We start from the raw sequence: 21,381 nt of genomic DNA, 5'->3' as shown, positions 1-21,381 counted from the left end.
GACCTCGGCGGTCATGTCACTCCTCGATCAGGGCGTCGTAGGCCGCGGCGTCGAGCAGCTCGGGGGCGCCCGAGACGCGCATCTCGAAGAGCCAGCCGGCGCCGAACGGGTCGCTGTTGATCAGCGCCGGGTCCTCGACGACGGCGGCGTTGACCTCCAGGATCTCGCCGTCGGCGGGCGCGAAGATGTCGCTGACCGACTTCGTCGACTCCAGCTCGCCGCAGCTCTCTCCCCCGGTGATCTTGGTGCCGACCTCGGGCAGCTCGACGAAGACGATGTCGCCCAGCGCCTCGGTGGCGAAGGCGGTGACGCCGATGCGGGCGACGTCGCCGCGGGTCTCGAGCCACTCGTGCTCGGCGGTGTAGGACAGGTGGGTCGGGTTGGTCATGGCGGTGCTCATTTCTTGGAGTAGAAGGGAAGGTCGACGATCTCGGCGTCCTCGCGGCTGCCGCGGACGTCGACCTGGACCTTGGTGCCAGCGGCGGCGAGATCGGGCCGGACGTACGCCATCGCGATCGGGTGGCCGAGGGTCGGCGACGGGGAGCCGCTGGTGACGACGCCGATCTCGTCGCCGGTGGCCGGGTCGACGACGGCGTAGCCGGCCCGCGGGGACCGGCGCCCGGTGGCCACCAGGCCGACGAGCATGCTCCGCGGGCCTTCGTCGCGACGCGTCGCCAGCGCCGCCTCCCCCACGAAGCCGTCGGGCTTGTCGAAGGAGACGACCCGGCCGAGGCCGGCCTCGAAGGGGGTCGTGTCGCGGTTCAGCTCGTGGCCGTAGAGCGGCATGCCCGCCTCGAGCCGGAGGGTGTCGCGGCAGGCGAGTCCGGCGGGCTGCAGCCCGTGCGGCGTACCGGCCTCGGTGAGAGCCTCCCAGATCGCGACGGCCGACGAGGGCGCGCAGTAGATCTCGAAGCCGTCCTCGCCGGTGTAGCCGGTGCGCGCGAGCAGGACGTCGGCCCCGGCGACGGTGCCGGCGTCGATGGCGTAATAGCGCAGGGAGTGGACGTCCAGGTCGGTCAGGGCCGCGACGATCGCCGCCGAGGCGGGGCCCTGGACCGCGATCAGCGCCCACTCCGCGGAGGCGTCGTGGACCGCGGCATCGAACCCCTGGGAACGCTCGGCCAGAGCCGGGGCGACCACGTGGACGTTGCTGGCGTTGGCGACGACCAGGTAGCGCTCCTGCTCGAGCCGGTAGACGACCAGGTCGTCGATGATGCCGCCGTCCTCGGCGCAGATCATCGAGTAGCGGGCGCGGCCGATGCCGATCGCCGACGGGCGACCGACCAGGGCGTGGTCGAGGGCTCGCCCGGCCTCGGGGCCGGTCACCTCGATCTCGCCCATGTGGCTGAGGTCGAAAAGCCCGGCGGCGGTGCGGACCGCGTGGTGCTCGGCGGTCTCCGAGCCGTAGCGCACCGGCATGTCCCAGCCGGCGAAGTCGGTGAACGAGGCGCCGAGCGCCTGGTGGATCTGGTGCAGAGGGGTAGGGACAGATGAGCTCATGTGTGCGGGAGGCTCCCTGGTGGTGGGTGCCCAAAGCGGCACCCGTGGACGGGTGACCTCCCCGCTCTGTCATCGCTACCTGAGAGCTTCACCGCCCGACGGGGGCGGTTTGCACCGTGGGTGCAGGATCGTCGGATCCTGACTTTCCAGAGGTCGCCTCACCACAGCGGTCATTTGGGCCTGAGAGATTCTGGGGAGGTTTGCTCCTTCGGCGCCTCACCCGGGATGGGCGAGGACTCTCCCGCTGCAGTTCGAACGGCGGATGTGAAGTTGTGCGGCAAACCTAGGTCTGGCCTCCCCGGCCGTCAAGATCTCGGCACCGCGACCCACTAACGGGAACTGTTCTCACCACCTTCTACGATGGCTCGGTGCCACCGACCAACGCCAGCACCCGGGTCCCCGTGGTCATCCTCACCGGCCATCTCGGTTCCGGGAAGACCACGCTGCTCAACCATCTGCTGCGCCAGCCCGGCGCTCGGGTAGGCGTGGTCGTCAACGACTTCGGCGACATCAACGTCGACGCCGGGCTCGTCACCGGCCAGGTCGACGAGCCGGCCTCGATCGCCGGCGGCTGCCTGTGCTGCCTGCCCGACGCCGGCGGCCTCGACGACGCCCTGGAGAAGCTGACCCACCCGCGGCTCGCGCTCGACGTCGTCATCGTCGAGGCCAGCGGGCTCGCCGAGCCCGGCACCTTGGCCAAGCTGGTGCGGTTCAGCGGCGTCGAGCGGGTACGCCGCGGTGGACTCATCGAGGTCGTCGACGCCTCCTCCTACTTCGACACCCTCGACGACGGCCGGGGCCCGGCACCGGTCCGGTTCGCGGCCGCCTCCCTGGTCGTCGTCAACAAGACCGACCTGGTGCCGTCCGCCGAGCGGGAGGAGACCCTGGCGCGGATCGAAGCGCGGGTGCGGGAGCACAATCCCGAGGTCCATGTGGCGTACGCAGTGGGCGGCCGCATCGACCCGCGGCTCGTCTACGACGCCGCCGTCCCCGAGGACCCGCCCGACGAGCTGCCGATCGCCGCGCTGATGCGCGAGGCGGCCTCCGACCACCACGCGCACCAGCACGCCGGGTCGGTGACCGTGACGACCCCAGGCACCATCGAGCCCGCCCGGCTGCTCGACCTTCTCGAGGACCCGCCCCCTACGGCGTACCGGATCAAGGGGACCGTCGCCGTCGCGACCGGACAGGGACCTCGCAGCTACCACGTGAACCTGGTCGGACGCAGCGCCCATGTCGCCGCAGCCAGGCGGACACCGGACGCGACGAGCGAGCTCGTGGCCATCGGCCTCGACCTCGAGACCGACTCGGTCCGCCAGCACCTCACCGACGCCCTCACCGAGGCCGAGCGGCCGAGCACCGAGGGCCTACGCCGGCTCCGGCAGCTGGTCCGCGTCAGTCTCTGACTCCGAGGTCCATCCTCGGACGCGGTGGACGGTCGCCGTCTTCGGGTGCGATCCGGACGGAGGCCCGACCTCGAAGAGGTCGATCATCAGGAACAGCGGGTACGTCGGCGCATGCGGCACGCGTCGTACGACGAGGCCCTCACAGCCGATGACGGTCTCGCGCCCGTCCCAGATCGCTGTCCAGGTGTGCGCCCGGGTCGCGTCGAACGGGACGGTGACCTCTGCCATGTCGGAGCTCAGGCGCGGATCGTGGTGCGCCTTGAGCCCGGAACGGGCGACCGTGGTCGCGCCGATCGCGTCCGCATCGATCTCGAAGATGCAGATCTCGCCGGAGTCCTCATCGGCCAGATGCTCGGTGCCGATCAGCCATGCCGCGAGCATGCAGCCGTCGTCCCGGCTCGCGGCGACGGTCACGTCCACGCGACCACGAGCGGGCGCGAACAGGAGCCGTTGCGGCGTCTCGGTCCGGACCAGGAGCCCGTCCTCCCGGTGACGGTGCGTACCTCGTGCGGAGCCGACCGGTCCCGAGTACGTCCCGGTCTGCAGGTTCGAGACCCGCAGGGGCGCGTCCTCGGGTCGCCAGTCGAGCTGGTCGGCCTCGATCCGCAGCTCGAGCGCACCGGGGACGAGCCGGTAGCGAGCCTCGGACCGCTCCGGCGTCGTCCAGTGCGGCAGATAGTGCGGGATCCACCGCTGCTCGGACAGCCCGCCGGAGAAGTCCTCGTCGAGATCCGGCCGCCGGGCCGGCGGCGGAGGCAGCTCATCGAGCGGCGAGACCATGCTCGATGGTCTCACCCCCGAGGAGCAGAGGTCACCCGGCTCGGCGGACGATCCGCTCCATGTCGGTGATGACCACCGAACGCGACTCCAGCCTGACCCAGCCCTTGGCCGCGAAGTCGGCGAGCGCCTTGTTGACCGTCTCCCGGGCCGCGCCCACGAGCTGGGCGAGCTCCTCCTGGGTCAGGTCGTGGCGTACGTGGACGCCCTCCTCGGTCTCCTCACCGAACCGCTCGGCGAGGTCGAGCAGCGCCTTGGCGACCCGGCGGGGAGCATCGGCGAAGACCAGGTCGCCGATCACGTCGTTGGCCCGGCGCAGCCGACCCGACAGCAGGGCGAGCAGCCCACGGGTGACGCTGGGGCGCCCGTCGAGCAGGCCCAGCAGGTCGTCGTGCGAGAGCGAGGCGAGCTCCACCTCGTCGGTGACGGCCGTGACCGTCGAGGAGCGCCGACCGGGGTCGAAGAGCGACAGCTCACCGAAGACCTGGCCCGGCCCCAGGATCGCCAGCAGGTTGTCCTGTCCGTTGGCCGCGGCGCGGCTCAGCTTCACCTTGCCGTCCACCACGGCGTAGAGCCGGTCCGCGGGGTCTCCCTCGTGGAACAGAACCTCGCCACGTCCGAGGCGTGCCTGGCCCATCGTCGCGAGCAGCGCCGTCATCGCCTCGTCGTCCAGCTCGCTGAAAAGCGGTGCGTGCCGAAGCACGTCTTGATCCATTACCCAGCCGCTCCTGTCGTCATTTTGCCGAAGCCCTCAGCGTACCGAGATCGAGGCCCTCAACCCCGGTTGTGTGTCCCGCATCGCACGCCTGTCGGGTGCGTTCTTCGCCACACCCGGAGCCCCACGCACGACCATGCGATCAGGCGGGCCGAGGAGCTGCAGTGGTTCGCCGCACCACCAACTGCGTGTCGACCGTGACGGACCGCGCCGTGCCTTCCTCCTGGCGCAGCAGGCCGAGGAGCATCTGGGCGGTCAGGACGCCCTGCTGGCGGGCGTCCTGCCTGATCGTGGTCAGGTGCAGCAGGCTTGCGTGGGGATGGTCGTCGATGCCGATGATGGAGATGTCCTCGGGGATCCGCAGACCGGCGTCACGGATGGTGCGCATGGCGCCGAATGCGACTTCGTCGGAGTGGGCATAGACGGCGGTCGGGAGCTCGGAGGAGGAGAGCAGCTGGGCCATCGCCGCGGCGCCCTCCTCGCCACCCCAGTCGGTGGTGACCACGAGCGACGGGTCAGGCTCGATCCCTGCGTCCGCCAGGGCGAGATGGTAGGCGCGGCTCCTCCCGGACGGTTGGCGGGGCTGGTCGGGGTCTATCGCCTCGATCATGGCGACCCGCTGATGGCCGAGCCCGAGCAGATGACCCATCGCCTGCCCGCCGGCTCTGAGGTCGTCGATGCAGACATGCGGATAGACCTCGTGCTGACCGCCGGCCGCGACGACCTGGACGCCGAGCATCAGCTCGAGGCTCTGGCGCTCGGTCTCCTCGACCGGGAAGCCCACGACGATGACGGCATCGACCTTGCGCCGGGCAGGCAACCGCTCGAAGAAGGACCTGCGGTCCTCGAGGTTGCCGACGTGGTAGAGCAGCACGTCGAGCTGCGACTCGCGCAGCACCGACTCGACGCCTTCGAGGATCGCACCGAAGAACCAGCGTGAGAGATGTGGCGCCACGACCGCGACTCGGCCCGTGGAGCCCTTCTTGAGTCTCGAGGCATCGGGCGAGACGACGTAGGCGTGCTTCTTCGCGACGTCCAGCACCTTCTGCCGTGTGACGGGAGAGACGTTGGGTCCGCCGCTGAGCGCTCGCGACGCTGTCCCGAGGCCCACCCCCGCGATCCGGGCGATGTCGGCCAACGTCAACTCGCGCGGCTGCTCAGACTCCATGTCGAGCATGATACGCGACCGACTGGCAACGTTTCCAGGACGTCACTCCACGCCATCAGAGCGGGTCCTCCTGGCCTTGACAAAGCCTCGTGACTGGGATCACAGTTGTGACTGGAAACGATTCCAGCACACGGTAGACAGGAGTACCCATGAGGCCGATGCGGAGACTGAGGACCCTGGGGGTGGCAGCTGCGATGGTCGCGGCGGCGTCGATGTCGGCGTGCGCTGGCCCGGGCGGTGGGGCGCCGGCGGCGGAGGTGAGTCCGACGAGCGTACGAACCGACGTCGGCGAGCAGGAGGCGACGGTCACCCTCTTCACCGCAGCCGGGCTCGAGGACTATCAGCAAGCACTGGCCGACGCCTTCATGAAGGAGCATCCGGCCATCACGGTCGACCTGCAGGTCGAGGCCGACAACAACTACAACACCGTTCTGCCCAGATTGCTCGCCTCCGACAGCCCGCCGGACCTCGCCCTCGTCGGGGATCTCAGCGGCGCGGTCCGCGACGGGCTGGTCACCAACCTGGATGCCTACGACGAGGCGTACGGGTGGAGAGAGAAGGTGCCGGCCAGCGTCTTGGACGCCGGGCGCGTGCAGGACGGCGAGATCGGCTCCGGGCCCCTCTACGTCGGCGGTGGCGCCGCCGGTCCGCTGACCGGGGTGTTCTACAACCGGGACCTGGCGAAGAAGGTCGGAATGAAGACGATCCCGAAGACCCTCGATGAGTGGGAAGCAGTGATGGCTGAGGCCAAGTCGATGGGCATCACGCCGATCGTCGCGTCCAATGCCGACGGTCTCGTCGGGCACCTGTACAACCTGCTGCTGGGCGACTACATGGGGCCGCAGTCCGTTCTGGACGTGGCGTGGCGCAAGCCCGGTGCCTCTCTCGACACGACGGAGGCGACCGAGGCGACCGCCCGCCTGCAGAAGTGGGCGGACTCCGGCTACTTCAACAAGGACGTCAACGCGATCAACCAGGACGCGTCGTACGGCCGGTTCGCCGCGGGTAAGGGCTTGTTCATGGTCCAGGGCTCCTGGATGACTCAGTCGCTGCCGACATCCTTCGACGGCGACTACGGCGTCTTCCCGCTCCCACCTCGCGAGGCCGGCGGCCCGCCCATCAGCATGACCGCGAACACCCTTGCGTTCTCCATCGCCGCGCGTTCGGACCGCAAGGACTCGGCCGCCCTGTTCCTGGACTTCCTCACCTCACCCGAGGCTGCCGAAGTGGCCACCGAGAACGGTTACCCGGCCGCGAACGCCACCGACCAGGACCCGCTGACGCTGGACGCCGACGTCGAGAGCCAGATCCAGGCCGGGTACGCCGCCGTGACCGCGGCCGACGGGTTCTTCACCTGGATCCAGAACTCGGTCCCCGCGGTGAACATCGACCTCCCGGCGCAGCTGCAGCTCCTCCTCAGTGGCAAGGCCGAGCCCGAGGACGTGGTCGAGCACCTCCAGAAGTCCTACCAGAGCGGCCTGCAGGACTGATCATGACCGACGTCAGCACATCCACCCCGACAACGCCTCCACTGAGAATCTCGGAGCCGGGACCGCGGCGATCTCTCCCCCGCCCGCGGATCCGTTCAGCGGCCCGGCGCTGGAGCGGCTGGCTCTTCGCCCTGCCCGCCCTGGCCTTCTACGGATTCTTCAACCTTCGAGCGGTCATCCAGTCGGTCTGGTACTCGCTCTACGACTGGAACGGCATCGGCCCATCCACCTGGGTCGGCCTGGACAACTACGTCGCCATCCTCACCGACTCCGAGCTGCTCGAACCGTTGCTCCACGCGCTCGTGCTGATCCTGTTCTTCACCGTCCTCCCGGTGTGCTTCGGCCTGGTCGCCGCCGCGACCATGCAGTCGATCCAGGGCCGGTTCGCCGGGGCGCTGGCGCGCACCGTGCTGTTCCTCCCCCAGATCATCCCGGGTGCCGCGGCAGGCGTGGCCTGGACCTGGATGTACGCCGACAACGGCGTCGTCAACCAGCTCATGCGCCTGGTCGGCCTCGGTGGGTACACCCGGGCCTGGCTGGGTGACTTCGACTGGGCGCTGGTGGCGGTCGGGTTCATCGGCACCTGGCTGTCGACCGGGTTCTGCACGCTCCTGCTCATGTCGGGTGTGGGAAAGATCGGGCCCCAGCTGTACGAAGCCGCGCGTCTGGACGGAGCCGGAGCGATCGCACGCTTCCGCCACATCACCGTCCCCGGACTCAAGCAGGAGATCGGCGTGTGCACCACGGTGACGATCATCAGCGCGCTCGCCAGCTTCGACGTGGTCTACCTGGCCACCCATGGCGGCCCCGGCGGCGCCACCATGGTCCCCGGGGTCAAGGTCTACGACCTCGCCTTCAGCGAGAGCCGCCTCGGTGACGCCTCCGCCCTCGCCGTGGTCCTGGCGCTGCTCATCGTCGCCATCGTCCTGCCGCTCCAACGTCTCTTCCGAGAGGACTGACCCGTGGCTGTCATATCGCCGTCCCTCATTCGCACACCGGCTCTGCGCCGCCGAGCCCCCGGAGTCGCGCTGATCCTCATCGCAGGCGTCTACTCCATCGTCCCGCTGGTCAGCATGTTCTCGGCAGCTCTGGCGCCGCAAGGAACGATCCCCGGTGGTCTGTCGTGGCCGTCCGATCCGCAATGGCACAACTTCCTCGACGCCTGGACCGTCGCCAACGTGACCACGCTGCTGAAGTCCAGCGTCCTGATCGTGCTCGGCGTGGTGCCGCTCTCCGTGCTCATCGCGACGATGGCGGCGTACGCCATCACTGTCCTCAGGATCCCGTTGGGCCGGGCGTTCTACCTCCTCCTGCTGCTCACGCTCACCCTCCCCTACGAGATCGTGATCGTCCCGCTCTACCAACAGGTCAACCAGCTGGGCCTGCTCGACAGCCAACTCGGTCTCATCCTGCCTCTGGTCGGACTCAACATGCCGTTCGCCGTGTTCTGGATGCGAGCGCATTTCCTGAACGCCCCGGCGGAACTGACCGAGGCCGCCTCGCTCGACGGCGCCGGACCCTGGAGAGCACTCACGCGTGTCCACCTGCCGCTGGCCACGCCGGCCGTGACCTCCCTGGTGCTGCTGATGTTCCTGTCGACCTGGAACACCTTCCTGCTCGCCCTGGTCCTGGTCAACGACCCCGACAAGCGCACGATGGCCGGTGCGCTGCAGGCGTTCCAGTCGAAGTACAGCACCGACATCGTGCTGCTCAACGCAGGCGCCCTGCTCCTGATGGCGCCCACGATCCTCGTTTTCCTGCTGCTCCAGGGCCAGTTCACCAAGGCCCTCCTCCAGGGAGCCACCAAGGGATGACCATCCGCCACCTCGACCACGCAAGGACCGCTGCCATGAACTCCGACTGGTGGGCTGACGCCGCCGTTTATCAGATCTATCCCAGAAGCTTCGCCGACTCGGGCGACGACGGCCTGGGCGACCTCCGCGGCGTCACGTCCCGCGTCCCCTACCTGAGCTCGCTCGGCATCGACGCAGTATGGCTGAGCCCGTTCTACCCGTCGGCTCTCGCCGACGGCGGCTACGACGTCGACGACTATCGAGACGTGGATCCGCGACTGGGCACCCTGGACGACTTCGACGAGATGGTCGACGCGCTCCACGGCGCCGGGATCAAGGTGATCATCGACCTCGTCCCCAACCACACCTCCGACCGGCACGCCTGGTTCACCGAGGCCCTGGCCGCCCCCAAGGGATCGCCGGCTCGTGACCGGTACATCTTTCGCGACGGCACCGGACCAGGCGGAGCCAACCCACCGTCGGACTGGCAGTCGATCTTCGGCGGGTCAGCCTGGGCTCGGGTGCCGGACGGGCAGTGGTATCTGCACATGTTCGCGCCTGAGCAGCCCGACCTGAACTGGGACAACCCCGAGGTGCGTGCCGACTTCCTCACCACGCTGCGGTTCTGGGCCGACCGTGGTGTCGATGGATTCCGCATCGATGTCGCCCACGGCCTCACGAAAGACCTGAGCGAGCCGTTCACGCCCACGGCGGGGCTCCCCGACCTGGCCGACGCCGAGGGCTCCCATCCGTTGTGGGACCGCGACGAGGTTCACGACATCTACGCTGAATGGCGTCGCATCTTCGACGAGTACGACTCGCCGCGGATGGCGGTGGCCGAGGCCTGCGTGGCGCCGGCGCGTAGGCATCGATACGTACGCGCCGACGGGCTCCATCAGGCCTTCAATTTCGATCTCCTCGAGGCCGCCTGGGACGCCGAGGAGTTCCGGGCCCGCATCGACCGGCAGGTCGCCGACACCGAGAGAGTCGGTGCCTCCGCCACCTGGGTCCTGTCGAACCACGACGTCGTACGGCACGCGACTCGCTACGGACTGCCCGGAGCCGAGGACGATCCGCGGGCGACAGCCGCCGCCTGGCTGCTCAGCGACGGCACCATGCCACCCCTCGACCGCGACCTCGGGCTTCGACGTGCCCGGGCCGCAACCCTGCTCACCTTGGCTCTGCCCGGCTCGGTCTATCTGTACCAGGGCGAAGAGCTCGGCCTCCACGAGGTCGGAGACCTGCCGACGGAACTCATCCACGATCCCGAGTTCCGCCGGTCCGGTGGCTCACGGAAGGGACGCGACGGCTGTCGCGTACCGATTCCATGGACCCGGGATCAGCCGTCGTTCGGGTTCTCGCGCGGGACCGCGCATCTTCCACAGCCCGATTGGTTCGCCGAGAGCTCCGTCGCCGCCGAGGAGACCGATCCCCACTCCACGCTCGAGATGTACCGGCGTGCGTTGGCGCTCCGGTCGAAGCTGCGAGGCCGTGGCTTCGCATGGCACGACGAGAACCGACCCGAGGTGCTCCACTTCTCCCGGCCCCAGGGCTGGGACTGCATCACCAACTTCGGGTCGCAACCGGTGCCGCTGCCCGAAGGAACCGTCCTCTTCGCCAGCTCACCGACCGACGGTCATCTGCTGGCGCCGGACACGACGGTGTGGTTCCTCAGCGACGAGACATCGGCCTGATTGCCGGATCGTGCCGGGAAGGGGCGGGGGACCAGTGTGGTTGAAGCCAGTGTGAGGCTCTCCATGCTGGACCGCTCCCGTACGCGGACGGGCTATCCCGAAGGCGCGGCGCTGACCCACACCATCGAGCGGGCGGTGGCCGCCGAGCGGCTCGGCTACCACCGGTTCTGGGTCGCCGAGCACCACGCGGTGCCGGGGATCGCGTCGGGGTCGCCGCCGGTGCTGCTCGGAGCGCTCGGCGCGCACACCTCCACGATCCGGCTCGGCTCGGGTGGAGTGATGCTTCCGCACCACCAGCCGCTGGTCGTCGCCGAGCAGTTCCTCATGCTCGACGCCCTCTACCCCGGCCGCATCGACCTGGGGCTGGGGCGCACGCTGGGCTTCACCGCACCCGTACGCCGCGCGCTGCGGCAGGATCTCGACCACCCGGACACGTTCGCCGAGGACATCGAGGAGCTGCGGGACTACCTCGCCCGCACCGCCGCGGTCACCGCGCGGCCGGCGGCCGCGCACCAGATCCCGATGTTCGTGCTCGCGACCGGGCGCGGGGTCGCGCTCGCCTCGAAGCTCGGGCTGCCGGTCGTCGTGGGCGGTCCGGTGCTGTACAGCCCGCGGCTGGACGAGGTCCTCGGGGTGTACCGACAGGACTTCCGGCCCTCCTCGCGAGGTCCCGAGCCGTCGGTGATCGTCTCCGTCGACGTGCTCGTCGCCGACACCGACGCCGAGGCGGCCGAGCTCGCCCTGCCGGAGGCGTGGGCGATGGCCCGGTCGCGGCAGACCGGCGAGTTCGGTCCGCTCGAGCCGGTCGCGGCGATCCGGTCGCAGACATGGTCGAACCAGGTCCGTGAGCGGGTCGAGGCGCATCTCGCCCGGACCACCGCGGGATCTGCCGAGACCGTCCGGCGTCGTCTCGACCGGCTGGCCGAGGCCACCGGAGCCGACGAGCTTCTCGCCTTCACCTCGACCTACGACCGCGACGCCCAGCTCGCCTCCGACGCCGCGCTCGCCCAGATCATGACCGCCCGGGTGTAGGCGCTCAGCCCAGCCGGTCGAGCATCCGGGCCGCGGTGTCCTCGTCGGTGATCAGGGTGTCGAACCAGCCGGCCCGCGCGCCCGCGATGATGCTCGGCACCTTCGTCGGACCGACGGCCATCGCGATGGTGTGCGGGATCGCCCTGAGCTCCTCGTAGGTCGTGGCGATCAGGGACTCCTCGGGATAGGGCAGCGGCCGCCCGTCCTCGTCGAAGAACCTGGTGCAGATGTCGCCCGCGGCCTCACGCAGCCACGGGGCGTCGCGCGGCACGTAGCCGGGCAGCGACTCCCGGGTCAGCGGCGGCGCGCCGATGCCGAGCACGGCGACCCTCGCCTGGCCCCACAGGTCGAGTACGCGACGCGTGCTCGGGTCCTGGAGGAGCAGCCGGTGCAGGTCGGCTCCCGGCTGCGCGGGGGCGTAGAGGAAGACCGGGCGGCCGTCGAGCTGCTCGGCGAACATCCGGGTGATCTCGTTGGTCTGGTACCACGCCTCGGGTTCATCCTGTCCCCCGACGGTCGGCGTCACCACGACGCCGGGGAAGGACGGCAGCGCCTCCTGGCTGACCTCCCACACGGTGCGACCGGAGGAGACCAGCAGCACGTCGCCGGCCTTCAACCCGATTTCCGTCAGAGCCTCCCCGAGCCTCGCGGCGAGCGCCGCGCCGGTGAGCGATCGGTGGAACCCACGCGCGACGAACACCCGGGCGAGGCCCAGGGCCTCGCACAGCCGCTCCTCCATCTCGGAGGCACGCCGGGTCGCGGGATCGACCACCTCGATCCGGACGATGCCCGTGCGGCGGGCCTCGGAGAGCACGCGGCTGACCGTCGCGCGGCTGATGCCGAGCTGCTGCGCGACCTGCGCCTGGGTCGCCTCCTTGAGGTAGTAGAGCGTCGCCGCCGCATGCATGACCTCAGGGGTGAAGCGTGTGCTGGCCGTCCCAGCGGCCTCCAGGATCGGCTGCTGGCCGTGCGCTCCGGCTGTGTTCTCCACGGCACCACTCTTCCACAGCCGCGCCCACGGGTTCGAACATTCGTGAAAATCTGTTCTGGACATTTGTTCGCGACCTGTGGGACGGTGGATGAGTTCGAGTGATCAACGTCACTAACCGGAGGTCCCCATGACACAGGCAACTTCAGAGCTCGACCGGCGGACGATGCAGGCGGTCGTCTGTCACGGGCCCGAGGACTACCGCTTCGAGGAGGTCCCGGTCCCTGTCCCGGGGCCTGGCGAGGCGCTGATCCGGGTCGAGGCCGTCGGCATCTGCGCGAGCGACTTGAAGTGCTACCACGGCGCCGCGAAGTTCTGGGGTGACGAGAACCGCCCTGCCTGGGCCGAGACCGAGGTCATCCCCGGCCACGAGTTCACCGGCGAGGTGGTCGCGCTCGACGAGGAGGCGCGCACACGGTGGGGCGTCGATGTCGGCGACCGGGTCGTCGCCGAGCAGATCGTGCCGTGCGGAGAGTGCCGCTACTGCCGTCGCGGCGAGTACTGGATGTGCGGGCCCCACGACATGTTCGGGTTCAAGCGCAGCACCCCGGGCGCGATGGCCGAGTACATGGTCTTCTCCCCCGCCTCCTTGGTGCACCGGATCAGCAAGGACCTCCCTCCGGCGCACGCGGCGTTCGCCGAGCCGCTGTCCTGCTCCCTGCACGCCGTGGAGCGGGCCCAGATCAGCTTCGACGACGTCGTGGTGGTCGCCGGCTGCGGTCCGATCGGCCTCGGCATGATCGCCGGCGCCGCCGCCAAGTCGCCGGCACGGGTGGTCGCCCTCGACATGGCACCCGACAAGCTGGACCTGGCCACCAAGTGCGGCGCGACCGACATCGTCAACATCGCCGAGCAGGACCCCGTCGAGTTCGTCCGCTCGATCACCGGGGGCTACGGCGCCGACGTCTACCTCGAGGGCACCGGGCACCCCTCCGCGGTGCTCCAGGGGCTCAACGTGCTCCGCAAGCTCGGGACGTACGTGGAGTACGGGGTCTTCGGCTCCGAGGTGACCGTCGACTGGAGCATCATCAGTGACGACAAGGAGCTCGACGTACGCGGCGCCCACCTCGGCCCGAACTGCTGGCCGGCCGCGATCCGGATGCTCGAGTCGGGTGTGCTCCCGCTGGACGAGATCTGCACCCACCAGCTGCCGCTGGCCCGGTTCCAGGACGGCCTCGACCTGGTCGCACGCGGCACCGAGTCGATCAAGGTCTCACTGATCCCGTGACCGCCGTGGCCCCCTTCTGGCTCGGCACGAGCTGGAAGATGACGAAGACCCTGGGCGAGGCCGGGGCGTACGCCGACGACCTCCGGTCGGCGGTCGAGGCGGGGAGCGTGCCGCCCGAGGTCCGGCTCTTCGTCCTGCCTGCCGCCACCGCCCTGGCCTCTGTCCGCGACCGCCTGGCCGGCACCGGCGTGGCCCTCGGCTCCCAGAACGCGCATCCGGGCCCCGACGGCGCCGTCACCGGCGAGGTGTCCATGAGCATGGTGCGCGACGCCGGCGCGAGCATGGTCGAGATCGGGCACGCGGATCGCCGCACCCTGTTCGGCGAGACCGACGACATGATCGCCGACAAGGTCGCGGCCGCCGTCTCCGCCGGGCTGCGGCCCCTCGTCTGCGTGGGCGAGACCAGTGCCGAGCGCGCCGGCGGCGCGACCCAGGACGTGCTCGCCCGGCAGGTGCGCCATGCACTCAGCCGGCTCGGGACCTCGCGGCCGATCGAGCTGCTGGTGGCGTACGAACCGCACTGGGCCATCGGGGACGGCGGTCGCGCCGCCACGCCCGGCGAGGTCGCCGAGGGGCTGGCGGTCGTACGCCGTGTCCTCGCGGAGGACCTCGCCGATACGCCGGCCGCTGTCCTCTACGGCGGCAGCGTCCACGCGGGCAACGCCGCCGACCTGGTGACGGGTCTGGACGTGGACGGGCTCTTCGTCGGACGCGCCGCCTGGACGGCGCCGGGCCTCCTCGACCTCGCCCGCCGTTGCGCCGACGCGCTTCGCCGGCGAACCCTCCGTCAGCCGAGAAACCCCGACCTCGTGTCCGCGATCGTTCGAAAGGACCCAAGATGACACGACACCGCCGCCTCACCCCCTTCCGCATCGGCGGAGCGGTGGCTCTCGCCGCGCTCCTCGTGGCGATGACCCTCAGCACCCGCTTCGTCACCCCCGACGAGCTCGCCTCGATCGGCCCGGAGAAGTTCGACCCGGCCCAGACCGCCGAGGACCTCTTCGCCGAGGCGAACGAGACCATCCCCGATGCGGCGACGCCGCTTCCCGAGCTCCTCACCGGGCTCCAGAAGGATGTCGCCGGGACCGCCGACGACCTCGAGGCCTCCAGGCCGAACGACACCACCTACCTGTTCCCCGTACGCGGCACCGCGACCGTCGTCGCGAGCCAGCAGCAGGCCGTCGAGATCACCGTCGCAGGAGTCCCCGCGACGACCCCGCTCAGCCTCGCCTCCGGACCGGCCGCCAACGGTGCCGTCCTGCGCGACGCCCTCGGCTTCACGTTCGGCGACGCCTCCAACCAGACCACCTACCAACAGGTCGGCGACGAGCTGAAGGCGCTCGTCCGCGAGCAGATCGACCAGGGCACGGGCGGGCAGATCGCTCCGGGCACGAAGCTCGACTTCACCGGCATCGTCAGCGTCACCGACACCGGCATGCCGCAGCCTGCTGCCAAGCCCGTCCAGATCCAGCCCCTGACCGTCGAGGTCGCGCGATGAGCGCGCCGGCCACCGAGACCGTGCCCGCAGGCTCGACAGAGATCGGCCAGGTGGTGCTGCGTGCCGTCGGGATCTCCAAGACGTACGGCGTCACCAAGGCCCTCAAGGGCGTCGACTTCGAGGTGCGCGCCGGGCAGGTCACCGTGCTCTTCGGCGAGAACGGCGCCGGGAAGTCGACGCTCATGAAGATCCTGTCGGGCGTCGAGCAGCCCACCGGCGGACAGCTCGTCCTGAACGACCAGCCCATCACCCTGGAGAACACGGTCGACGCGGTGGAACGAGGCATCTCGATCATCCACCAGGAGACGAACCTCTGCCCCAATCTGAACGTGCGGGACAACATCTTCCTCGGTCGCGAGCTGCGCACCCGGACGGGCGGGATCGACTACGGCCACGAGGCCGAGGTCACCTCGCGGCTGATGCGCCAGCTCGAGGAGGAGATCGCGCCCCAGACACTGGTCGCGGATCTCCGGATGGGTCAGCAGCAGATCGTCGAGATCGCCCGGGCGCTGGCCGCCGAGACCCGGATCCTGATCATGGACGAGCCGACCTCGGCCCTCAGCGCGAGCGAGGTCGAGGTGCTCTTCCGGGTCATCCGCGAGCTCACCGCGAACGGCGTCGCGATCGTCTACATCTCCCACCATCTCGAGGAGGCGATCAGCATCGCCGACCACGCCGTGGTGCTGCGAGACGGCGAGCTGGTGGCGCACGAGCCGGCAGGCGGGATCGACCTGCCCTGGGTGGTGCACCAGATGACCGGCCGGCAGGCGGAGTACGACTTCCGCGACGAGCCCCGCGACTTCGGTGAGGTCGCGCTCTCGGTCCGGAACCTCACCGTCACGGACCTCGCCACCGGACGGATCGTGGTCGACGACGTCTCCATCGACGTACGCGCCGGCGAGATCGTCTGTCTCTACGGTCTGATGGGCGCCGGCCGCACCGAGCTGATGGAGACATTGGCCGGCCGCGACCCGATGACCGCCGGTGAGGTGCTGCTGAACGGCGAGAGTATCGCCGGACTGAGCGTCGGCGAGCGCATCTCCCGGGGCCTCGGGCTCGTCCCCGAGGACCGGCAGCGCGACGGCGTCGTCCAGCTGCTCAGCGTCGGCAGCAACCTCTCGCTCGCCGGTCTGCGCTCGGTGGTCCGCAAGGGCCTGATCTCCCGGACCGCGGAGTCCGGACGCATCCGGCGCGGGATGGACGAGGTCACCGTCAAGGCCGCCGGGCCGGACACCCCGATCACCTCGCTGTCGGGCGGCAACCAGCAGAAGGTCGTGATCGGAAAGCTGCTGATGACCGACCCGACCGTGCTGCTCCTCGACGAGCCCACCCGCGGCATCGACGTCGGGGCCAAGGGCGAGATCTTCGCCCTGCTCTTCAAGGAGGCCCAGAAGGGCCTCGGAGTCCTCTACGTCACCTCGGAGATCGGTGAGGCGATGACCGCCTCCCATCGCATCGTGGTGATGCACAAGGGCCGCATCGTGCGCGAGTTCGACCCGCGTACGAGCACGCGCGCCGAGGTCATGGCCGCGTCCGGCGAGTCAGCCAGCTCGACAACCAGCACCCCGACCACCGACCAAGCCATCGGAGGCACGCAATGACCGCAACGAACGCATCCGCCGAGGCGACGCCCCGCCCCCAGAGCCCGGCAGGCGGCCTCGCCTCCCGGCTTCGCTCGATCACGCTCAGCAGCGCCCTGATGGAGGGCCGGGCCCTGCTCGCCCTGGTCCTCATCATCGCGGTGTTCGCGATGCTCAGCGACAACTACCTCGACCCCGGAAACCTGGTGACGATCACCAAGCAGGTCGCGTTCAACGCGATCCTGGCGCTCGGGATGCTGATGGTCATCCTCAACGGCGGCATCGACCTCTCGGTCGGCTCGACCGTGGGGCTGACCGGCGCCGTGGCCGGCAACCTCTTCCGCGGGCTCGACCTGCCGCTGACCCAGGCGATCATGTTCCCGCAGGTCTGGGTCATCGTCGTGATCTCGGTGGGAGTCGGTGCCCTGGTCGGCTATGCCAACGGACTGCTGATCTCGCGGCTCCGCCTCGCTCCGTTCATCGTCACGCTGGGCATGCTCTACGTGGGTCGAGGACTGACCGAGGTGCTCCTCAACGGTCAGAACATCACCAACGAGCTCCGCGGCCAGGAGGGCCTCGGCAACACCGGCTTCTTCGAGGTCTTCGCCAGCCGCCCCCTCGGGCTGCCGATCTCCGCCTGGGTGATGATCGCGCTGGCGATCCTGGCCTCGATCCTGCTGGTGCGCTCGCCGTTCGGCCGGTGGCTGTACGCCAGCGGCAGCAACGAGCGCGCGGCCGAGCTCTCCGGCGTACCGGTCACCCGGGTCAAGACGCGGATCTACGTGATCGCGGGCACCTGCGCCGGCATCGTCGGTCTTCTCCAGATCGCCAACATCAGCTCGGCGACCGCCGACCTGGGCCAGTTCTACGAGCTCAACGCGATCGCCGCGGTCGTCATCGGCGGCGCGGCTCTCTCGGGAGGCCGCGGCACCGTCCGCGGCACCATCATCGGCGCCTTCGTGATCGGGTTCCTCGCCAACGGCCTGGTCATCGTGGGCGTCTCGCCGTTCTGGCAGCAGGTCATCACCGGCGCGGTGATCATCCTCGCCGTCGCCGTCGACCGGATCCAGCAGATCGCCCAGAACCGCGGGGCCGCGCGGCGCGCCGCGGCCGAGGTCCGCTCCAAGGCACCTGCCGCCGCGAGCACGTCCGCATGAACGCCGTCATCCACCGTTCCAACCCCCAGGACGCGGCAGGTCCGCGACCGATCGAGAGGACACCCACCATGAAGCGAATTCTCGCCGGCATCGCCGCCACCGGGCTCACCCTGAGCCTGGCCGCGTGCGGCTCGGAAGCCACCGACGACGAGGGCGGCAAGGGCGGCGGCACCATCGCCATCATCACCGTCGACCCCTCCAACCCCTACTGGAAGGCCGAGGTCGACACCGCGAAGAAGGCCGCCACCGACCTGGGCTACGACTCCTACACCGCCGCCCACAACAACGACCCGGACGAACAGAACACCCTGATCGAGACCGCCGTCAACGACGACGTCGACGGGATCCTGCTCGACCCCGCCGGGGCCGACGAGTCGATCGCCGCGGTGCAGAAGGTCGTCGACGCCGACATCCCGATCGTGCTGATCAACGCCGAGATCTCCGAGACCGGGCTCGCGGCCTCCCAGATCGTCTCCAACAACGCCCAGGGGGCCACCGTCGGCGCCGAGGCCTGGGCCGCCTCGATGAACTACAAGGGGACGTACGTCGAGCTGTTCGGCAACCCCAGCGACAACAACGCCCAGGTCCGCTCCGACGGGTACGAGCAGGTCCTCGGCCAGTACCCGGACCTGAAGAAGGTCGGCGAGGAGATCGCCAACTGGGACCGCCAGGAGGGCCAGGAGAAGATGGAGGCGCTGCTCGCCAAGAACCCCGACATCACCGGGGTGATCTCGGGCAACGACGAGATGGCGCTCGGTGCGGTCAACGCGCTCAAGGCCAAGGGCAAGCTCGACCAGGTGAAGGTCCTCGGCTTCGACGGCAGCCAGGACGCCGTCGACGCGGTGCGGTCCGGCGAGCTGGTGGCAACCGTGGTCCAGCCGATCGTCGAGGGCACCAACAGCGCGATCGAGCAGCTCGACAGCGTCATCAAGTCCGGGGAGACCGGCGCGGCCGAGGAGAAGCAGGCCCTCGACTGCGTCCTGGTCACCAAGGACAACGTCGACTCCGTCGAGAACTTCGTCATCAGCGAGTGACCCGATGACCCACATCTACAACGATCCCGACACCTTCAAGAGCGACGTGCTCACCGGCTTCGCCTCGGCACATCCGCGGTACGTCGAACGAGTCTCCGACGCCTCCGGGTTCATCCGGGCCGGTGGACCCCTGGCCGGCAAGGTCTCGCTCGTCATCGGCGGCGGGTCGGGCCACTATCCCTCCTACAACGGGGTCGTCGGCCCGGGTTTCGCCGACGGCGCCGTGCTCGGCGACATCTTCGCCTCTCCGTCCGCCGAGCAGGTCTACCGCATCGCCCGCGCCGCGCACGGCGGCGCGGGGGTGGTGCTGGCCTTCGGCAACTACGCCGGCGACCGGCTCAACTTCGGCGTGGCGGCCGATCGGCTGCGCGCGGAGGGTGTGGACGTACGCGTCGTGTGGGTGACCGACGACGTGGCCTCCGCACCACCCGGCGCGGAGGCGGACCGCCGCGGCATCGCCGGGACCTTCACCGTCTACAAGATGGCGGGCGCCGCGGCCGAGGAGGGCAAGGACCTGGACGAGGTCGAGCGGCTCATGCGGCGCGCCAACGCGGCGACGTACTCCTTCGGGGTGGCGTTCGATGGCTGCACCCTGCCAGGAGCGAGCGATGCCCTCTTCCACGTGCAGGACGGGCAGGTGGACTTCGGCCTCGGGATCCACGGGGAGCCCGGCATCAGCACCACCGACTGGATCCCCGCCACGCGGCTGGCCGAGCAGCTCGTCGAGCGAGTGCTCGCCGAGCGTCCGGCCTCGGCCGACGGCCGGGCCGCCGTCCTCCTCAACGGCCTCGGGGCGACGAAGTACGAGGAGCTCTACGTGCTCTGGAGCGAGGTCGAGCCCCGGTTGCGCGCCGCCGGCCTCGACCTGGTCGACCCGGAGGTCGGCGAGCTGGTCACCAGCCTCGACATGGCGGGCTGCTCGCTCACCGTGACCTGGCTCGACGACGAGCTCGACCCGCTGTGGCGCGCTCCTGCCGACACCCCGGCCTACCGCCGGGGCCAGGCCGTGGCCGGCGGACGGTTCACGGAGCGTGCGGTGTCGGTCGGCGCCGAGGCGGAGGAGGCGCAGGAGGCGGCGAGCCAAGCCTCGCGCCGGCACGCTGCCGTCGCGCGCGACCTCATCGCCACCCTCGCCGCGACCGTCGAGGAGCACAAGGAACGGCTCGGCGAGATCGACGCCGTCGCCGGCGACGGCGACCACGGCATCGGCATGAGCCGCGGTTCCAGAGCCGCCCTCGAGGCGGCGGAGTCGGCCGTGTGTTCCGGCGGCGGAGTCGGCTCGGTGCTCAGCGCGGCGGGGGCCGCGTTCGGTGACCGCGCCGGCGGCACCAGCGGCATCCTGTGGGGCCTGCTCCTCGACACCGTCGGTGAAGGCCTCGGCAACCAGGAGCCGGTCACCCTCCCCCGGCTCGCCGAGGCCGTCCGCGCGGCGACGACCCGCGTGCAGACGTTCGGCCGTGCCGAGCTCGGCGACAAGACGATGCTCGACGCGCTCTGTCCTTTCGCCGACGCGCTCGAACAGGCCGCCGACACCGCACTCACCCTCCCCGAGGCGTGGCGGGCGGCGGCGGAGAGCTGCGCGAAGGCCGCCGAGGCGACCGCCCCGATGGTGCCGAAGGTGGGGCGGGCGCGGCCGCTCGCCGACCGCAGCGTCGGCACCCCCGACCCCGGTGCCGTCTCGCTCGCCCTGATCGTCGCCGCGATCGGCGAGCGGCTCGACCAGACCTGCCAGACCATCCACGAGGAGTCCTCATGACCGAGTCATCCCGGATCAAGTCAGCCCGGACCGAGCCGGCACAGACCGCGGAGGCAGCCGGCGGGCTGCGGATCGCCGTCGGCTGCGACGACGCCGGCGTCTCCTACCGCGACATCCTGAAGGCCGACCTGGAGGCCGACCCACGGGTCGCCGTGGTGGTCGATGTCGGCGTCACGACCGACGAGCACACCGCCTACCCCCACGTCGCGGCCTCTGCGGCACAGCTCGTCGCCAACGGCAGCGTCGATCGCGCGCTGCTCGTGTGCGGCACCGGGCTCGGCGTCGCCATCAGCGCCAACAAGGTCCCCGGCGTACGCGCCGTCACGGCGCACGACAGCTTCTCGGTCGAGCGGGCGGTGCTCAGCAACAACGCCCAGGTCCTGTGCATGGGCCAGCGGGTCGTCGGGATCGAGCTCGCCCGCCGCCTCGCCAAGGAGTGGCTGGGCTACGAGTTCGACCCCCAGTCGGCCTCGGCCGCGAAGGTCGCGGCCATCGGTGAGTACGAGCAGGGCACCACGGAGCAGGAACAGCCCTCGAGCTGTTGAGGCCCCGGCGGCCACTAGGA

At 70.1% G+C, this 21,381-nt stretch carries 20 protein-coding genes and 2 riboswitches; of the genes, 14 read left to right on the top strand and 6 right to left on the bottom strand.

The window, feature by feature from the left end:
- Positions 1-16: 16 nt before the first annotated feature.
- Positions 17-388: a glycine cleavage system protein GcvH gene (gene gcvH / locus OG984_RS00660; RefSeq protein ID WP_328532303.1), complete on the bottom strand. Its 372-nt coding sequence runs from the start codon at positions 386-388 to the stop codon at positions 17-19.
- Between the two features lie 8 nt (positions 389-396).
- Positions 397-1,500: a glycine cleavage system aminomethyltransferase GcvT gene (gcvT, locus tag OG984_RS00655; RefSeq protein WP_328529755.1), complete on the bottom strand. Its 1,104-nt coding sequence runs from the start codon at positions 1,498-1,500 to the stop codon at positions 397-399.
- 56 nt (positions 1,501-1,556) lie between these two features.
- Positions 1,557-1,656, bottom strand: a riboswitch (glycine riboswitch).
- A gap of 1 nt (position 1,657) precedes the next feature.
- A riboswitch (glycine riboswitch) is annotated at positions 1,658-1,754 on the bottom strand.
- A gap of 114 nt (positions 1,755-1,868) precedes the next feature.
- On the opposite strand from gcvT, the gene OG984_RS00650 reads away from it, so the two are divergent.
- The gene (locus OG984_RS00650) at positions 1,869-2,906 is read left to right on the top strand and encodes a CobW family GTP-binding protein (protein WP_328529754.1); all 1,038 of its coding nucleotides are present in this window, start codon (positions 1,869-1,871) and stop codon (positions 2,904-2,906) included.
- Here OG984_RS00650 and OG984_RS00645 read toward each other — a convergent pair.
- From OG984_RS00645 to OG984_RS00635, 3 genes are all read right to left on the bottom strand, one after another.
- A complete protein-coding gene (locus OG984_RS00645) occupies positions 2,868-3,686 on the bottom strand; it encodes a hypothetical protein (protein WP_328529753.1) in 819 nt (272 codons plus the stop codon). The genes OG984_RS00650 and OG984_RS00645 overlap by 39 nt on opposite strands.
- A 31-nt stretch (positions 3,687-3,717) precedes the next feature.
- On the bottom strand, positions 3,718-4,398 hold the full coding sequence (locus tag OG984_RS00640) for a Crp/Fnr family transcriptional regulator (RefSeq protein WP_328529752.1): 681 nt from the start codon (positions 4,396-4,398) through the stop codon (positions 3,718-3,720).
- Positions 4,399-4,540: 142 nt separating this feature from the next.
- Positions 4,541-5,566, bottom strand: coding sequence for a LacI family DNA-binding transcriptional regulator (locus OG984_RS00635; protein WP_328529751.1), 1,026 nt, complete (start codon positions 5,564-5,566; stop codon positions 4,541-4,543).
- 182 nt (positions 5,567-5,748) lie between these two features.
- Between OG984_RS00635 and OG984_RS00630 the strand changes: the two genes are divergently transcribed.
- From OG984_RS00630 to OG984_RS00610, 5 genes are all read left to right on the top strand, one after another.
- Positions 5,749-7,056 carry an ABC transporter substrate-binding protein gene (locus tag OG984_RS00630; protein ID WP_328529750.1) on the top strand — a complete coding sequence of 436 codons (1,308 nt, stop codon included), beginning with the start codon at positions 5,749-5,751 and terminating at the stop codon, positions 7,054-7,056.
- A gap of 2 nt (positions 7,057-7,058) precedes the next feature.
- A complete protein-coding gene (locus OG984_RS00625) occupies positions 7,059-8,015 on the top strand; it encodes a carbohydrate ABC transporter permease (RefSeq protein WP_328529749.1) in 957 nt (318 codons plus the stop codon).
- Between the two features lie 3 nt (positions 8,016-8,018).
- Positions 8,019-8,870, top strand: a complete 852-nt coding sequence (locus tag OG984_RS00620; protein ID WP_328529748.1) for a carbohydrate ABC transporter permease — start codon at positions 8,019-8,021, stop codon at positions 8,868-8,870.
- Positions 8,871-8,905: 35 nt separating this feature from the next.
- Positions 8,906-10,543, top strand: a complete 1,638-nt coding sequence (locus tag OG984_RS00615; RefSeq protein WP_328529747.1) for a glycoside hydrolase family 13 protein — start codon at positions 8,906-8,908, stop codon at positions 10,541-10,543.
- 63 nt (positions 10,544-10,606) lie between these two features.
- Entirely contained in the window at positions 10,607-11,575 is a 969-nt protein-coding gene (locus OG984_RS00610) for an LLM class flavin-dependent oxidoreductase (protein ID WP_328529746.1), read from the top strand.
- A gap of 4 nt (positions 11,576-11,579) precedes the next feature.
- Here OG984_RS00610 and OG984_RS00605 read toward each other — a convergent pair whose 3' ends face one another.
- Positions 11,580-12,566: a sugar-binding transcriptional regulator gene (locus OG984_RS00605; RefSeq protein ID WP_328529745.1), complete on the bottom strand. Its 987-nt coding sequence runs from the start codon at positions 12,564-12,566 to the stop codon at positions 11,580-11,582.
- A gap of 163 nt (positions 12,567-12,729) precedes the next feature.
- Here OG984_RS00605 and OG984_RS00600 point away from each other — a divergent pair, with 163 nt between their 5' ends.
- The 8 genes from OG984_RS00600 (at position 12,730) to OG984_RS00565 (ending at position 21,361) form a co-directional block, all read left to right on the top strand.
- A complete protein-coding gene (locus OG984_RS00600; RefSeq protein ID WP_328532302.1) occupies positions 12,730-13,791 on the top strand; it encodes an alcohol dehydrogenase catalytic domain-containing protein in 1,062 nt (353 codons plus the stop codon).
- Positions 13,788-14,633, top strand: a complete 846-nt coding sequence (locus OG984_RS00595) for a triose-phosphate isomerase family protein (RefSeq protein WP_328529744.1) — start codon at positions 13,788-13,790, stop codon at positions 14,631-14,633. The genes OG984_RS00600 and OG984_RS00595 overlap by 4 nt, the downstream gene beginning before the upstream one ends.
- Positions 14,630-15,289 carry a DUF2291 family protein gene (locus OG984_RS00590; protein WP_328529743.1) on the top strand — a complete coding sequence of 220 codons (660 nt, stop codon included), beginning with the start codon at positions 14,630-14,632 and terminating at the stop codon, positions 15,287-15,289. Before OG984_RS00595 ends, OG984_RS00590 begins: the two co-directional genes overlap by 4 nt.
- Positions 15,286-16,890: a sugar ABC transporter ATP-binding protein gene (locus tag OG984_RS00585; RefSeq protein ID WP_328529742.1), complete on the top strand. Its 1,605-nt coding sequence runs from the start codon at positions 15,286-15,288 to the stop codon at positions 16,888-16,890. The genes OG984_RS00590 and OG984_RS00585 overlap by 4 nt, the downstream gene beginning before the upstream one ends.
- Complete coding sequence (locus tag OG984_RS00580; protein WP_328529741.1) at positions 16,887-18,026, top strand: ABC transporter permease; 1,140 nt, start codon at positions 16,887-16,889, stop codon at positions 18,024-18,026. Before OG984_RS00585 ends, OG984_RS00580 begins: the two co-directional genes overlap by 4 nt.
- Positions 18,027-18,094: 68 nt before the next feature.
- On the top strand, positions 18,095-19,060 hold the full coding sequence (locus OG984_RS00575; RefSeq protein ID WP_328529740.1) for a D-ribose ABC transporter substrate-binding protein: 966 nt from the start codon (positions 18,095-18,097) through the stop codon (positions 19,058-19,060).
- 4 nt (positions 19,061-19,064) lie between these two features.
- Positions 19,065-20,816: a dihydroxyacetone kinase family protein gene (locus OG984_RS00570; RefSeq protein ID WP_328529739.1), complete on the top strand. Its 1,752-nt coding sequence runs from the start codon at positions 19,065-19,067 to the stop codon at positions 20,814-20,816.
- On the top strand, positions 20,813-21,361 hold the full coding sequence (locus OG984_RS00565; RefSeq protein WP_328529738.1) for a ribose-5-phosphate isomerase: 549 nt from the start codon (positions 20,813-20,815) through the stop codon (positions 21,359-21,361). The genes OG984_RS00570 and OG984_RS00565 overlap by 4 nt, the downstream gene beginning before the upstream one ends.
- Positions 21,362-21,381 lie beyond the last annotated feature (20 nt).

The organism is Nocardioides sp. NBC_00368 (genome assembly GCF_036090055.1).
Classification (GTDB): Bacteria; Actinomycetota; Actinomycetes; order Propionibacteriales; family Nocardioidaceae; genus Nocardioides.
This window is presented reverse-complemented; position numbering and strand designations above follow the sequence as displayed.

What these genes read in the sequence shown, in the direction of transcription:
- OG984_RS00610 (WP_328529746.1), top strand. Translation starts at nt 10,607, where the DNA reads ATGCTGGACCGCTCCCGTACGCGGACGGGCTATCCCGAAGGCGCGGCG.
- OG984_RS00585 (WP_328529742.1), top strand. Translation starts at nt 15,286, where the DNA reads ATGAGCGCGCCGGCCACCGAGACCGTGCCCGCAGGCTCGACAGAGATC.
- OG984_RS00635 (WP_328529751.1), bottom strand. Translation starts at nt 5,566, where the DNA reads ATGGAGTCTGAGCAGCCGCGCGAGTTGACGTTGGCCGACATCGCCCGG.
- OG984_RS00625 (WP_328529749.1), top strand. Translation starts at nt 7,059, where the DNA reads ATGACCGACGTCAGCACATCCACCCCGACAACGCCTCCACTGAGAATC.
- OG984_RS00575 (WP_328529740.1), top strand. Translation starts at nt 18,095, where the DNA reads ATGAAGCGAATTCTCGCCGGCATCGCCGCCACCGGGCTCACCCTGAGC.
- OG984_RS00600 (WP_328532302.1), top strand. Translation starts at nt 12,730, where the DNA reads ATGCAGGCGGTCGTCTGTCACGGGCCCGAGGACTACCGCTTCGAGGAG.
- gcvT (WP_328529755.1), bottom strand. Translation starts at nt 1,500, where the DNA reads ATGAGCTCATCTGTCCCTACCCCTCTGCACCAGATCCACCAGGCGCTC.
- OG984_RS00565 (WP_328529738.1), top strand. Translation starts at nt 20,813, where the DNA reads ATGACCGAGTCATCCCGGATCAAGTCAGCCCGGACCGAGCCGGCACAG.
- OG984_RS00615 (WP_328529747.1), top strand. Translation starts at nt 8,906, where the DNA reads ATGAACTCCGACTGGTGGGCTGACGCCGCCGTTTATCAGATCTATCCC.
- OG984_RS00645 (WP_328529753.1), bottom strand. Translation starts at nt 3,686, where the DNA reads ATGGTCTCGCCGCTCGATGAGCTGCCTCCGCCGCCGGCCCGGCGGCCG.
- OG984_RS00590 (WP_328529743.1), top strand. Translation starts at nt 14,630, where the DNA reads ATGACACGACACCGCCGCCTCACCCCCTTCCGCATCGGCGGAGCGGTG.
- OG984_RS00570 (WP_328529739.1), top strand. Translation starts at nt 19,065, where the DNA reads ATGACCCACATCTACAACGATCCCGACACCTTCAAGAGCGACGTGCTC.
- OG984_RS00580 (WP_328529741.1), top strand. Translation starts at nt 16,887, where the DNA reads ATGACCGCAACGAACGCATCCGCCGAGGCGACGCCCCGCCCCCAGAGC.
- OG984_RS00640 (WP_328529752.1), bottom strand. Translation starts at nt 4,398, where the DNA reads ATGGATCAAGACGTGCTTCGGCACGCACCGCTTTTCAGCGAGCTGGAC.
- gcvH (WP_328532303.1), bottom strand. Translation starts at nt 388, where the DNA reads ATGACCAACCCGACCCACCTGTCCTACACCGCCGAGCACGAGTGGCTC.